Here is a 13249-nt window from a genome sequence, read left to right as displayed (position 1 = left end):
GGAGTTAACCATGTCTAAAAGAATTTTGATTGTAGACGACGCTGCATTTATGCGTATGATGATCAAGGATATTTTGTCGAAAAATGGATTTGAGGTTGTTGGAGAGGCGGCAGATGGATTACAAGCTGTTGAAAAGTACAACGAATTGAAGCCAGATTTAGTAACAATGGATATCACAATGCCAGAAATGGATGGTATTGCGGCTCTTAAAGCAATTAAGGGATCAGATCCAAGTGCAACTGTAATCATGTGTTCTGCAATGGGACAACAAGCAATGGTAATCGATGCAATTCAAGCTGGTGCGAAAGACTTTATTGTTAAGCCTTTCCAAGCAGACCGAGTAATTGAAGCGATCCAAAAAGCGCTAGGATGATTGCATGAAAATGTTAAAATCATTTCGTTTAACGATGATTTTTGCATTTCTTGTATCCTTCCTGTTTTTGTACCCGACACCAACTTCTGTTTATGCAGACTCTGATACGAATAGTGTGACAGATTGCATTAAAGACCCAGAAGCTTGTTATGGAGATACGACTGATCCAGCTGCTAAACAAGAACCAAGTGTATCAGCAGCTGGAGATATATCTGCATGGGAATACATAAAAATGGTTTTAGCGCTTATTTTTGTTGTAGCTTTGTTTTATGGTTTAATGAAGTTTTTAAATAAACGTAATTTAAACTTTCAACGTAATCAAATGATACAAAATTTAGGCGGTTTATCGTTAGGTGCGCAAAAATCAGTACAGCTTTTACAAGTAGGTAAAACCATGTATTTAGTGGGGGTCGGTGAAGACGTTCAGCTATTACGTGAAATTACTGATCCTGAAGAAATAGAAGCACTGTTAGCACTATATAACGAAAGGCAAGAACTTGCAGCAACATCACCTTATATTGCAGAAGTATTTTCTAAGTTTAAGAAAAAAGATAGAGAGAATTTGCAAAATGAACAAAAGCAAGAGACATTTGGCAAGCTCTTTGAAAAAAAGATATCCGAAATTAAACAGGAGCGCAGTGAAGAGATTGAGAGATGGAAGCAAAAGGAGAAGGATGATAAATGAATGATTTAATCAATATTTTTTCCAATAGCGATCCAACCAACGTCTCAACATCTGTTAAGCTCTTACTACTACTAACTGTTTTATCACTGGCACCAAGTATTTTAATTTTAATGACATCCTTTGCTCGTATTGTCATCGTTTTATCCTTTGTGCGTACGGCACTGGCTACACAACAAATGCCACCTAATCAGGTGATTGTTGGTTTAGCCTTATTTTTAACGTTCTTCATTATGGCGCCAACCTTTCAAGAGGTCAATAAAGAGGCTTTGCAACCACTATTTTCTGAAGAAATTGGTTTAGAGGAAGCTTATGATCGGGCAAGCTTGCCATTTAAAGAATTTATGAGTAAGCATACTAGACAAAAGGATCTAGACTTGTTTTTATCGTACAATCAAGCAGAAAAACCAGCATCAGTGGAAGAAATCCCACTGACAATGCTTGTGCCAGCATTTGCTTTAAGTGAAATTAAAACAGCATTTCAAATAGGTTTTATGATTTTTATTCCATTCCTAGTGATCGATATGATTGTTGCGAGTACATTAATGTCGATGGGGATGATGATGTTACCGCCAGTAATGATTTCATTGCCGTTCAAAATCTTATTGTTTGTTCTGGTCGATGGCTGGTATCTCGTCATGAAATCGCTACTACAAAGTTTTTAGGGGATGATACAGTATGACAGGTGAATTGGTTATTTCCGTTGCAGAACGTGCCATTATGATTATCCTTCTAACAAGCGGTCCATTACTATTAGTAGCTTTAATCACTGGTTTGGCTGTAAGTATTTTTCAAGCTACGACTTCGATTCAAGAGCAAACATTAGCTTTTGTACCGAAAATTGTCGCCGTCTTAGTGGCCATCGTGTTCTTTGGCCCATGGATGCTATCTCAAGTTACTAGCTATGCGAGAGACATTTTTGAGAATTTAACACGTTATATAGGGTGAGTCCATGAATGAATTAATTCCGCATTTAACGGTTTTCTTATTGGTGCTTGTGCGTGTTTCAGCATTTTTTGTTACGGTTCCTTTTTTTTCCTATAGAACCATACCACCACAAGTCAAAATTACTCTCGCATTGGTTTTAGCTTGGATGATGTATTACACAATTGATGTTGAGCCATTTGCATTCAATGATGATTACATATTATTAGTGATGAAAGAAGCACTTGTTGGCCTGTTACTCGGTCTAGTAGGTTATATTATTATGTCTGCCATTCAAATTGCAGGGAGCTTTATTGATTTTCAAATGGGTTTTGCCATTGCCAATATTATTGATCCGCAAACAGGTGCTCAAAGTCCATTAATAGGACAGTTCTTTAATATGCTAGCATTCCTTTTATTATTAGCCATTAATGGCCATCATATGATTCTTGATGGAATTTACTATAGTTATCAATTTTTACCTATGGATCAATTCCCTAGTTTTACAAATGATAGCTTTCCGCAATTTATCATCACAACATTTACAGCCGTTTTTGCCATTGCATTTCAGATGGCTGCACCTGTTGTGGCTACCCTATTTTTAGTCGATTTAGCTTTAGGAATAACTGCGAAAACAGTACCACAATTAAATATATTTGTTGTTGGTTTTCCTATTAAAATAGGAGTTAGTTTTTTAGTGTTATTTACAATGATGGCTGTAATGATTCAAGTTATTCAAAAGTTAATCACTATTATGATTTACGGCATGCGTGATTTAATGGCCATTTTAGGTGGTGGATAACATGAAACTACTACTCAATTTAGATATCCAGTTTTTTTCAGGAGAAAAAACTGAAAAGGCGACGCCAAAGAAACGCCAAGATGCTCGAAAAAAGGGACAAGTTGTTAAGAGTCAAGATGTAACAAGTGCCATCGTCATGCTGATGGTCTTTATCTTCTTATTTTTCTTTGCAGGTTCTTTACGGGATGAGCTATTAGCGTTTTTTAGACAAACCTTTATCCATAACATACGCATCGAAACACTGACTATTGACAGTGTGATGCACTTATTTATAGACACATTAATTCAAATGGCTTTCATTATTGTACCGATTATGGCAATAGCTGTTGTTGGAGCACTTGCAGGTAACTTTTTGCAATTTGGCTTTTTATTTACTTTGGAGCCAATGAAATTTGATCTGAAAAAGATGGACCCTATAAAAGGGTTGAAAAGAATATTTTCGGTAAAGGCAATCGTAGAGTTGCTGAAATCTGTATTAAAGATTGGCTTTATCGGTAGTGTAACGACAATTATTATCTGGACAAACCTGCCAGAGGTTTTAGCTTTATCCTTTAAAAGTCCATGGATAACGCTCATTACAGTCGGAAAACTTGTCGGCATTATGGGCATAGCGGCATCATTAGTTTTACTTTGTGTATCCATTTTGGATTGGCTGTATCAAAAATTTGATTATGAAAAAAATCTTAAAATGTCTAAGCAAGATATTAAAGATGAATATAAAAATAGTGAGGGTGACCCGCTGATTAAATCGAAAATCAAACAACGTCAGCGCGAAATGGCGATGCGTCGGATGATGTCAGAGATTCCAAGTGCAGATGTGGTTATTACTAACCCTACTCACTATGCGATTGCCCTCAAATATGACGAGGAAAGCATGGATGCACCTCGGGTAATTGCAAAGGGTACAGACTTTATCGCTCAAAAAATAAAGCTGATTGCCAAAGAGCATGACGTCATTATGGTGGAAAATCGGCCTTTAGCTCGCGCCATGTATGATCAAGTTGAAATTGGTGATCCCGTACCAGAAGAATTTTTCAAGGCAGTAGCAGAAATACTCGCTTATGTTTACCGTATTAAACGTAAAATTTAAAGCTTTTTAGTAGGAGGGACACAAATGAAAGTTCGCGATATTGGGGTTTTAGGTGCGGTTATTTTAATCGTTGCGATGCTCATCATCCCTCTTCCTCCGTGGATGTTAAGTTTCTTAATTGTCATTAATATTACATTAGGATTAATTGTACTGCTAACAGCAATGAGTATGAAGGAAGCATTAGACTTCTCTATTTTTCCTTCGGTTATTTTACTTTTAACCTTATTCCGATTAGGACTGAGTGTTTCCACAACCCGTGCGATCTTAGCAAATGGGGACGCGGGATCTGTCGTAGAAACATTTGGTGATTTCGTAGTCGGGGGAAATATTCTCGTAGGTTTAGTTGTCTTTTTAATTCTAGTATTAATTCAGTTTATTGTGATTACAAAGGGTGCAGAGCGGGTAGCTGAAGTAGCAGCTCGTTTCACACTCGATGCAATGCCAGGTAAACAAATGAGTATTGATGCTGACTTAAATGCAGGAATAATTTCCGAAAAGGAAGCACGCGAACGACGTGAAAAAGTAGCGGGCGAAGCGGACTTCTACGGAGCGATGGATGGTGCCACAAAATTCGTAAAAGGGGATGCCATTGCCTCGATGGTCATGGTTATTATCAACTTATTATTCGGAATCATCATCGGAGTTGTCCAAATGGGACTCCCATTTGCAGAAGCTGCAACTCATTTTTCTAAGCTAACCGTTGGGGACGGTATTGTTTCCCAAATTCCTGCCTTGCTTATTTCAACAGCAACAGGGATTGTGGTAACTCGCGCCTCTTCTAAAGGAAGTCTTGGTCAGGATATAACAGGACAATTATTTGCTCAAGCAAAGTTACTCTATGTAGCTGGAGGTACCATAGTATTACTAGGATTATTTACACCAATTCCTAACTGGGTAACACTCCCAATAGGTCTATCCCTCATTGCTGGAGCTTATATGATGGAACGTAAGAAACCAGAGGATGAAGAGGAATTACTTGAAATTGAAGAAGAAGTGGCAACAGACGGCATGAAGAGCCCTGAAAATGTTGTGAATTTATTAAATGTGGACCCAATCGAATTTGAATTTGGTTATGGATTAATTCCATTAGTAGATGCTGCTCAAGGCGGGGATTTATTAGATCGTGTCATTATGATCCGTCGTCAGTTAGCACTAGAATTAGGGATTGTCATCCCGGTTGTTCGTATTCGAGATAATATTCAGCTTCAACCAAATGAATATCGAATAAAAATTAAAGGAAACGAAATGGCACGAGGTGAGCTTTTACTGGATCATTATTTAGCTATGAGCCCAGGTGATGATGATTCTATTGAAGGTATTGATACAGTAGAGCCATCATTTGGATTGCCAGCTAAGTGGATTACAGAGCAAGTGAAGGAAGATGCTGAAATTTATGGCTACACGGTTGTAGACCCACCAAGTGTGGTATCCACGCATTTAACCGAAATAATTCGTGCGAATGCTCACGAATTATTAGGTCGTCAAGAGACGAAGCAGTTAATAGATCACTTACGAGAAACTCATCCTATTTTAGTAGAAGAGCTAACACCGACACCTTTATCGACTGGAGAAATCCAAAAAGTACTTGGTAAACTACTGCGAGAAAATGTTTCTGTTCGGAACTTACCAATTATTTTTGAAACTCTAGCAGACTATGCAAAGGTAACTAGTGATACAGATATCTTAACCGAGTATGTTCGTCAATCATTGGCCCGTCAAATTACATCTCAGTATGTGGGAGATAGTTCAGCATTAAAAGTTATTACAGTTTCAGGTAAAGTAGAAAAAATGATTGCTGATAGTATTCAGCAAACAGATCACGGAAATTATTTAGCAATGGATCCTCAAGATTCCCAAACGGTCCTAGAGACAATTGCAGCAGAAATAGAGCGTGTGTCCTTTATGGAACAATCGGCTATTATTTTATGTTCTCCCGCAGTGCGTATGTATTTACGACAGCTAACGGAGCGTTATTTCCCGCAAATTCCAGTTCTTTCTTATAATGAGTTGGATGCTTCTATTGAAATTCAAAGTGTTGGGGTGGTGAATGTTTAATGAAAATGAAAAAATATTATGCATCTTCCATACCAGAGGCTATGAAGCAAGTACGTGCAGAACTTGGTGAGGACGCTGTCATTTTGAATTCTAAAGTTGTCATCACGAAGAAATTTTTCGGTATGATTAAACAAAAAAGTTTCGAAGTAGTTGCAGGAGTGGATGGGATGGAGCCAAGTCAAGTGGCTCCAGCACCAACGCCTGTAGCACTACCTATCGCAACTAAGGAAAATGTGAGACTACAAGATATTACAAATGCGATTCAAGCAAAAATTCATCAAGATCAACCATCGCCAAATGTAGTTAAAAACGAGGACACTGGCATTTCAGAAGAATTGAGGAAGGAAATTGCAGATTTAAAATCTTTAATGCAATCGATGCATAAAAAGACTACCCAAGCTCAATATCCCGATGAACTCTTACCCTTCATTGAATACTTAAGACAGCAAGAGCTAAATGAAGAGCTCATCACAACGATAGGTGATGAGCTTTTTATGCATTTCAAAGAAGCGTCAGAAATAAATTTCTCACAATGTAAAATGGTAACGAAAAATCTACTACGTAAGAGATTAGAAGATCTGCCTATTGGAGGATTGTCCTATGAAAGAAAATATATCAACGTATTAGGTCCTACAGGAGTGGGTAAAACAACGACAATCGCCAAAATGGCAGCTAGAGCAGTTTTAGAAAAGAAGAAGAAAATTGGATTTATTACGACAGATACGTATCGAATCGCAGCAATAGAACAGCTAAAAACCTATGCTGGCCTTTTACAGGCACCCGTTGAAATTGCTTACAATGCAACAGATTTCGAACAAGCTATTCAAAGGTTATCACATTTAGACTTAGTGTTTATTGATACAGCTGGTCGAAATTATAAAGAGATCAAGTATGTGGATGATCTTCAACGTCTTATAAAATTTGATGATCAAGCAGAATCCTTTTTAGTACTGGCGATGACCACGAAAGAAAAGGATATGGCGAACATTATCGACCAATTTAATCAGCTGCCAATTGAAAAATTTATATTCACAAAAATTGATGAAACAAATTCTATTGGCACAATGCTCAATTTAATGATTAAATATAATAAAGGACTTGCTTACTATACGAATGGTCAAGAAGTACCAGAAGATATTGAAGAAGCTGATTTAGAAGCAGTACTTAATTTGTTTTTTCAAGGTGAAGAGAAATGAGAGACCAAGCTGAAACATTACGCTTGAAAATGATGAAGCAGCAAGGCGATTTAGGTCGAGCAATTGCAGTTGTCAGTGGCAAAGGTGGGGTTGGTAAAAGTAACTTCACGATGAATTTTGCCTTGTCTTTGGCCCAAAAGGGGAAAAAAGTTGTCATTGTAGATATGGATATTGGGATGGGAAATATCAATATTTTAATTGGGAAAAGTGCTTCCAATAGTTTGAAAGATTTCTTAGAAGGAAATAAGCTACTAGAAGAGGTAATATTTGAAGGACCCCATGGTTTAAGATATATATCAGGTGGGTCGGGCATGACAAATATTTTTAATTGGTCCGAAATGATGTTTGAGCAGCTTATTCAAGCATTTGAACAACTTCAGAAAAACTATGATTATATTTTATTTGATATGGGGGCAGGTGCCACAAATTGGTCGCTAGATTTACTCACATCAATAGACGAAATTATTGTAATTTCAACGGCAGAGCCGACCGCAATTACGGACGCTTATTCTATGATGAAATATATTCATATGCGAGATGCTGATAAGCAGTTTTTTGTCCTCTGTAACCGTGCATTTAGTAAAGAAGAAGGCATCGAAACAAACGAACGTTTAAAATTAGCCATGAAACGTTTTTTAGACAAAGAAGTCACGATTCTCGGTTCATTACCCGAAGATTCGATTGTGCGGAAGGCTGTGCGTGAGCAAGTCCCATTTTCACTTGCTTATCCAGACGCACTGATTTCTAAGACATTACAACTCATAGTGATTCGTTTTATGGAGCACCGTGTGGAGGAAATACATGCACATGATCAGACAGCGAAGAAATTTTTAACGAAACTAAGAAGTATTTTTTCGAAAGGGCGTGATTAATTGGACTTTTTACATAAAAGCAAGCTATTAGTTGTGGATGATTCTGCTTTTATGAGAAAGCTAATTAGTGACTTTTTTGTTGGCAACTCGAAGGTGGAAGTAGTTGGAACTGCACGAAATGGAAAAGATGCAATCAAAAAGATACAATCATTGAAGCCATCAGTTGTGACAATGGATATTGAGATGCCTGAAATGAATGGGCTAGATGCATTAAAAGAAATAATGATACAATGTCCAGTTCCTGTAATCATGCTCTCTAGCACCACTCAGCGTGGAACAGAAAATGCTATAGCAGCTATTGAAAGTGGTGCTGTAGATTTTGTCGCAAAGCCAAGCGGAACAATATCTCTTGATTTACATAAAATCCAAAGTGAGCTTGTTCACAAAGTAGAACAAGCAGCAATGGTGCCAATTTCCAAATTGAAAAAACCTTCTGGTAGTAAACGACAACAAGATTCAGTAACAAAAGTGAGTACCGTAAACAAAGATTTACAACAACATCAAATACCTATTCCTGTGAATGCTACTGCTTCTAAAGTAGCTATAACTAAGTCGCATACTGAATGGAATAAAGCGGGGAAAAAGATTGTGCTAATCGGTACATCTACAGGAGGACCTCGTGCGCTACAGGAGGTCATTACAAAAATTCCTAAGTCTATTCAAGCTCCTATCCTCATCGTCCAGCATATGCCTGCTGGATTTACAAAATCTCTCGCTACGCGTCTAAATCAGCTAAGTGAAGTAGTTGTTAAGGAGGCGGAGCAAGGAGATATTTTACAAAATGGAGTGGCTTATATTGCCCCAGGTGGCTATCACCTAAAGCTTAGGAAAGTAGGGACAACCTTTGGTATTGTTCTTGATAATCAAGAAGCGCCAAGATCAGGTCATAGACCATCAGTAGATGTGATGTTTGAAGATGTTAGTCAATATAAGGATTTTGATAAAGTAGCAGTGATTATGACCGGTATGGGGCATGATGGTTCGAATGGACTGAAAGCATTAAAAAAAACCGGTAATGTTATTGCCATTGCTGAGTCAGCAGAAACTTGCATTGTATATGGTATGCCAAAAGCAGCGGTAGAAACGCAACTAGTTGATGAAGTAGCCGATGTAGATGATATAGCACTAACAATAATGAAATATTTGCCTTAAAAGGGGTGTCCTCTTATGGAAGTCAATCAATATTTAGAGATGTTTATCGAAGAAAGTAAAGAGCATTTACAAGCATGTAGTGAACATTTATTAGCATTAGAAAAAAATCCAGATGATTTGGCAATTGTTGGGGAAATATTCCGATCTGCCCATACTTTAAAAGGTATGTCTGCCACAATGGGTTTTGAAGATTTAGCCGATTTAACACATAAAATGGAAAATGTATTAGATGCAATTCGTAATGAAAAAATCCATGTAACACCTGAAATTTTGGATGTGGTCTTTGAATCTGTTGACCATCTAGAAGAAATGGTTATGGATATTGCGAACGGCGGTGATGGTAAACGTGATGTGTCAGCAACTGTCGCTCAACTTAAGCGAATAGAGTTAGGTGAGGAAGCAGTACCAGAGGTGGTTGCAACCGTTGCAGAACCAGCATCTGTGGAATGTGTTTTAGAATATGATAGTTTTGAACAAACAGTTATCACACAATCGGCTGAACAAGGTTTCCATGCCTATGAAATTTCAGTAAAATTACGAGAAGATTGTCTATTAAAGGCTGCACGTGTATTTATGGTCTTTGAGATTTTAGAAAAAGATGGAGAGGTTATTAAATCGAGTCCATCTGTTGAAAAGCTAGAAGATGAACAATTTGATCAACAGTTTTATGTAGCCTTTGTGACAAAAGAATCAGCAGAAGATATGCAGAAAAAGATCATGAAAGTTTCAGAGGTTGAAGAAGTTATTGTTACAGCAATTGACCAAAAGAAATTTAGTGAAAGAGAATATGAATCACAGCAAGAAGTGGCTGCAACTGCATTGGCTGTAGCGGAAGTAGAATCTACATCTACTCCTGACCCTTCTAAACCTGAACCAGTCGCGCAGTCTGTAAAAACAGCAGCACCAGCAAAGGTTGAAAAAAATCATGCACCTGTTGGGAATAAAACGATTCGTGTAAATATTGAACGTCTTGATATTTTAATGAATTTGTTTGAAGAACTTGTCATTGACCGTGGTCGATTACAATCTATTGCCACAGAGGTAAACCATGGTGAACTAAACGAAACTGTGGAGCGAATGAGCCGTGTTATGGGTGATTTGCAAACAATCATTTTAACAATGCGTATGGTGCCAGTTGAAACAGTGTTCAACCGTTTCCCAAAAATGATTCGTCAGCTATCACGAGATTTAAATAAGAAAATTAATCTTGAAATTATTGGTGCTGAAACAGAGCTAGATCGTACAGTTATCGATGAAATTGGTGACCCGCTTGTTCACTTAATCCGAAATTCTGTAGACCATGGCATTGAGAACCCAACATCGCGCCGTGCAAAAGGTAAGCCAGAAGAAGGTACGGTTGTCCTACGAGCTTACCATAGTGGGAACTATGTCTTTATTGAAATTGAAGATGATGGTGCAGGAATTAATCGTGATAAAGTACTAGCGAAAGCTATTTCAAAAGGTATTGTGACGCAAGAACAATCTTACTCAATGTCTGATAATCAAATCAATGAGCTTATTTTAGCTTCAGGCTTCTCGACTGCTGATGTCATTTCTGATGTATCTGGTCGTGGAGTAGGGTTAGATGTTGTTAAAACGACGATTGAATCACTTGGCGGTAATATTTCAATTGAATCGACACAAGATGTTGGTTCCATCTTTTCTATCCAATTACCACTAACATTATCGATTATTTCTGTCATGCTTGTGGAAATTGAAAAAGAAATTTATGCAATTCCATTATCATCTATAATTGAAACATCTATTATCCGTTCATCGGAGATTATGAATGCGCATAATCAAAAAGTAATCGACTTCCGTGGCAAGGTTGTACCGTTGGTATTCTTAGAGGAAATCTTTGAAGTACCTCGTACAGAGCCGCAAGATGAAGAATTCCATTCAGTAGTGATTGTTCGCAAAGGTGAAAAACTTGCTGGTTTAGTGGTGGATTCCTTCATTGGACAACAAGAAATTGTCTTGAAGTCTTTAGGAAATTACTTAACAAATATTTTTGCTATTTCAGGTGCGACTATTTTAGGAAATGGTAAAGTAGCCTTAATTGTGGATTGTAACGCATTAATAAAATAAGGTGAATGAATAAGAGAGGTGTAAAAGATGACAAACGCAGTGGAACAAGAAAGTATTAAAGTAATTGTATTTCAACTAGCCAATAAAGAATATGCAATTCCAGTGTCCCATGTTCAGGGTATAGAAAAGTTAATGCATATTACGCGTGTACCGAAAACGGCGAAATATGTAAAAGGTGTTATCAATCTTCGCGGAGTCGTAACACCAATAGTGGATTTACGTGAACGCTTTGAATTACCTATTTCAGAACATGAGGAAACAACTCGTATTATCATTATCTCACTAGAAGATATGGAAGTAGGCTTTGTTGTAGATTCAGCAAACGATGTAATTGATATTCCTGCAAGTGCGATTGAACCACAACCAGAAGTTGTTGGCTCACTTGAGGAAGAATTTATTTCAGGTGTTGCTAAAGTAGAAAAACGATTATTAATCTTATTACATTTAGAAAAAGTATTAAATCCACTAAAGTAGGGATCGATCATGACATTTAATCAAAAGATTACCTCGCTACATTTAGATGTATTAAAGGAAATTGGCAATATTGGTGCTGCGCATGCCGCGACAGCACTTTCCAATTTACTTGGGAAAAAAATTGATATGCGTGTGCCAAAGGTAGAAATGGTGTCCTTTAACGATATGATGGAATTGGCTGGCGGATCAGAAAATGTCGTTGTTGGTATTTACCTTCGCATTGAAGGTGATGCTGAAGGAAGTATGTTCTTTATACTCCCTATTGAACAGGCAAACCGTTTTATTCGTCGACTCATTCATGATGAGACATTTGATTTTAAAAAACGACCTGTTTCTGAACTAGGGTTATCAGCTATGCAAGAAATGGGAAATATTTTATCAGGTTCCTATTTATCTGCCTTATCGGACTTCACTAATTTGAAAATTTATCCAACTGTGCCAGGCCTAAGCGTTGATATGTTTGGTGCAATTATAAGTATTGGTTTAATAGAATTATCACATGTAAGTGATAATGTCATTGTTATAAATACATCCATTTTTGAAGAAGGTGTAGAAGACCATGAAACTGTGAGAGGTCATTTCTTCCTATTACCAGATCCCGACTCATTTGATGCTATTTTTAAAGCATTAGGGGTTTCCTGATGATGCTAAGCAGTAATAGTGGGCAAGTGGTTAAAGTAGGAATTGCACAAATGGATGTAGTAAAGCTACCTAACACGATTCGAACTTCTGGTCTGGGTTCTTGTGTTGGCGTTATTTTATATGATGAGTCAAAAAAAATTGCTGGTTTAATCCATGTGATGTTACCAGATTCAAGCTTGGGAAGATCTGAGTCAATCAATGTAGCAAAATTTGCAGATTCGGGAATAGCAGCAATGATTGATCTATTAAAATTAGAGGGCGTTCAAAAATTTAAACTAAAGGCAAAAATTGCTGGGGGCGCACAGATGTTTCAATTTACTTCGGACAAAGATTCAATGCGCATCGGTCCTCGTAATGTAGAAGCTGTTAAAAATGAATTGAAAAGACATGGAATTCCTTTAGTGGCCGAGGATACTGGTGGAAACAGTGGTAGAACGATTGAATTTAATCCTGCCACATCGTCATTACATATTCGAACAGTTAACCAAGGAGTGAGCGAAATCTAATGTTTGGTTCCATATTTTATAACCTATGGGGAGCATTAATAGCTTTTACTATATATTTTTTTAGTACATTTCAAAAGCCTTACACTCCCCTTCGAGTCATTATCGGATCTTTTATCACAGCAATCATTGTATTCCTTGTGATGTATATCGTACGTACTTTAATAGCATACATATTGTATACGCCAGAGGTAAATGAGGAAGCAGTGGAAGGTGAACTAGGAGACAATGAACAAACGACTACTGAAGGCACAAATCAAGAAGTTGCTTCGGCTAATTCAACCGTTGAATTTCAAGATGAGAACTCAGAGGAGATTGCACAAGTGGTTCGAACGATGATGAATCGAGAAGAAGAACAACAAGTGAATGCTTAAAACAGAGAGTCGCCATGAGCGG

General features: G+C 37.5%; 15 protein-coding genes. All 15 read left to right on the top strand.

All coding sequences use genetic code 11. The features are described 5' to 3' along the window. Positions 1-10 precede the first annotated feature (10 nt). The 15 genes from AC3CH7_RS05010 to AC3CH7_RS04940 are packed head-to-tail and all read left to right on the top strand — an operon-like array spanning position 11 to position 13227. Positions 11-373, top strand: coding sequence for a response regulator (locus AC3CH7_RS05010; protein ID WP_008180756.1), 363 nt, complete (start codon positions 11-13; stop codon positions 371-373). A 10-nt stretch (positions 374-383) separates the two neighbouring features. Next, complete coding sequence (locus tag AC3CH7_RS05005) at positions 384-1058, top strand: flagellar biosynthetic protein FliO (protein WP_227256912.1); 675 nt, start codon at positions 384-386, stop codon at positions 1056-1058. Then, positions 1055-1720, top strand: a complete 666-nt coding sequence (gene fliP, locus AC3CH7_RS05000) for a flagellar type III secretion system pore protein FliP (RefSeq protein WP_012293275.1) — start codon at positions 1055-1057, stop codon at positions 1718-1720. The genes AC3CH7_RS05005 and fliP overlap by 4 nt, the downstream gene beginning before the upstream one ends. 13 nt (positions 1721-1733) lie before the next feature. Further along, positions 1734-2003, top strand: coding sequence for a flagellar biosynthesis protein FliQ (gene fliQ / locus AC3CH7_RS04995; RefSeq protein ID WP_012293276.1), 270 nt, complete (start codon positions 1734-1736; stop codon positions 2001-2003). A 4-nt stretch (positions 2004-2007) separates the two neighbouring features. Then, positions 2008-2781 (top strand): flagellar biosynthetic protein FliR, encoded by a 774-nt coding sequence (fliR, locus tag AC3CH7_RS04990; RefSeq protein ID WP_012293277.1) that lies wholly within the window; start codon positions 2008-2010, stop codon positions 2779-2781. 1 nt (position 2782) lies between these two features. Continuing rightward, complete coding sequence (gene flhB, locus AC3CH7_RS04985; RefSeq protein ID WP_012293278.1) at positions 2783-3871, top strand: flagellar biosynthesis protein FlhB; 1089 nt, start codon at positions 2783-2785, stop codon at positions 3869-3871. A 24-nt stretch (positions 3872-3895) separates the two neighbouring features. After that, the gene (gene flhA / locus AC3CH7_RS04980; protein WP_012293279.1) at positions 3896-5926 is read left to right on the top strand and encodes a flagellar biosynthesis protein FlhA; all 2031 of its coding nucleotides are present in this window, start codon (positions 3896-3898) and stop codon (positions 5924-5926) included. Continuing rightward, positions 5926-7122, top strand: a complete 1197-nt coding sequence (gene flhF / locus AC3CH7_RS04975) for a flagellar biosynthesis GTPase FlhF (RefSeq protein ID WP_012293280.1) — start codon at positions 5926-5928, stop codon at positions 7120-7122. Before flhA ends, flhF begins: the two co-directional genes overlap by 1 nt. After that, complete coding sequence (locus tag AC3CH7_RS04970; protein WP_012293281.1) at positions 7119-7994, top strand: MinD/ParA family protein; 876 nt, start codon at positions 7119-7121, stop codon at positions 7992-7994. Before flhF ends, AC3CH7_RS04970 begins: the two co-directional genes overlap by 4 nt. Further along, a complete protein-coding gene (locus AC3CH7_RS04965) occupies positions 7995-9146 on the top strand; it encodes a protein-glutamate methylesterase/protein-glutamine glutaminase (protein WP_488381600.1) in 1152 nt (383 codons plus the stop codon). It abuts the gene before it with no gap. A gap of 15 nt (positions 9147-9161) precedes the next feature. Beyond that, positions 9162-11234, top strand: coding sequence for a chemotaxis protein CheW (locus AC3CH7_RS04960; protein ID WP_426388309.1), 2073 nt, complete (start codon positions 9162-9164; stop codon positions 11232-11234). A gap of 27 nt (positions 11235-11261) precedes the next feature. Next, the gene (locus AC3CH7_RS04955) at positions 11262-11708 is read left to right on the top strand and encodes a chemotaxis protein CheW (protein WP_008180734.1); all 447 of its coding nucleotides are present in this window, start codon (positions 11262-11264) and stop codon (positions 11706-11708) included. Positions 11709-11717: 9 nt separating this feature from the next. Beyond that, on the top strand, positions 11718-12350 hold the full coding sequence (locus AC3CH7_RS04950) for a chemotaxis protein CheC (RefSeq protein WP_012293284.1): 633 nt from the start codon (positions 11718-11720) through the stop codon (positions 12348-12350). Beyond that, positions 12350-12856, top strand: a complete 507-nt coding sequence (locus AC3CH7_RS04945) for a chemotaxis protein CheD (protein ID WP_012293285.1) — start codon at positions 12350-12352, stop codon at positions 12854-12856. The genes AC3CH7_RS04950 and AC3CH7_RS04945 overlap by 1 nt, the downstream gene beginning before the upstream one ends. Next, positions 12856-13227 (top strand): hypothetical protein, encoded by a 372-nt coding sequence (locus AC3CH7_RS04940; protein WP_426388308.1) that lies wholly within the window; start codon positions 12856-12858, stop codon positions 13225-13227. The genes AC3CH7_RS04945 and AC3CH7_RS04940 overlap by 1 nt, the downstream gene beginning before the upstream one ends. Positions 13228-13249: the final 22 nt, after the last annotated feature.

Source organism: Lysinibacillus sp. F12 (assembly GCF_057773605.1).
Note: the sequence above shows the minus strand (reverse complement) of the source record. Positions and strands in the feature narration are given on the sequence as shown.

Bases quoted from the DNA above. Each gene is read 5' to 3' on its own strand.
- AC3CH7_RS04940 (WP_426388308.1), top strand. From the start codon at position 12,856: ATGTTTGGTTCCATATTTTATAACCTATGGGGAGCATTAATAGCTTTT.
- flhF (WP_012293280.1), top strand. From the start codon at position 5,926: ATGAAAATGAAAAAATATTATGCATCTTCCATACCAGAGGCTATGAAG.
- AC3CH7_RS05005 (WP_227256912.1), top strand. From the start codon at position 384: ATGTTAAAATCATTTCGTTTAACGATGATTTTTGCATTTCTTGTATCC.
- fliR (WP_012293277.1), top strand. From the start codon at position 2,008: ATGAATGAATTAATTCCGCATTTAACGGTTTTCTTATTGGTGCTTGTG.
- AC3CH7_RS04945 (WP_012293285.1), top strand. From the start codon at position 12,350: ATGATGCTAAGCAGTAATAGTGGGCAAGTGGTTAAAGTAGGAATTGCA.
- flhB (WP_012293278.1), top strand. From the start codon at position 2,783: ATGAAACTACTACTCAATTTAGATATCCAGTTTTTTTCAGGAGAAAAA.
- fliQ (WP_012293276.1), top strand. From the start codon at position 1,734: ATGACAGGTGAATTGGTTATTTCCGTTGCAGAACGTGCCATTATGATT.
- fliP (WP_012293275.1), top strand. From the start codon at position 1,055: ATGAATGATTTAATCAATATTTTTTCCAATAGCGATCCAACCAACGTC.
- flhA (WP_012293279.1), top strand. From the start codon at position 3,896: ATGAAAGTTCGCGATATTGGGGTTTTAGGTGCGGTTATTTTAATCGTT.
- AC3CH7_RS05010 (WP_008180756.1), top strand. From the start codon at position 11: ATGTCTAAAAGAATTTTGATTGTAGACGACGCTGCATTTATGCGTATG.
- AC3CH7_RS04950 (WP_012293284.1), top strand. From the start codon at position 11,718: ATGACATTTAATCAAAAGATTACCTCGCTACATTTAGATGTATTAAAG.
- AC3CH7_RS04970 (WP_012293281.1), top strand. From the start codon at position 7,119: ATGAGAGACCAAGCTGAAACATTACGCTTGAAAATGATGAAGCAGCAA.
- AC3CH7_RS04955 (WP_008180734.1), top strand. From the start codon at position 11,262: ATGACAAACGCAGTGGAACAAGAAAGTATTAAAGTAATTGTATTTCAA.
- AC3CH7_RS04960 (WP_426388309.1), top strand. From the start codon at position 9,162: ATGGAAGTCAATCAATATTTAGAGATGTTTATCGAAGAAAGTAAAGAG.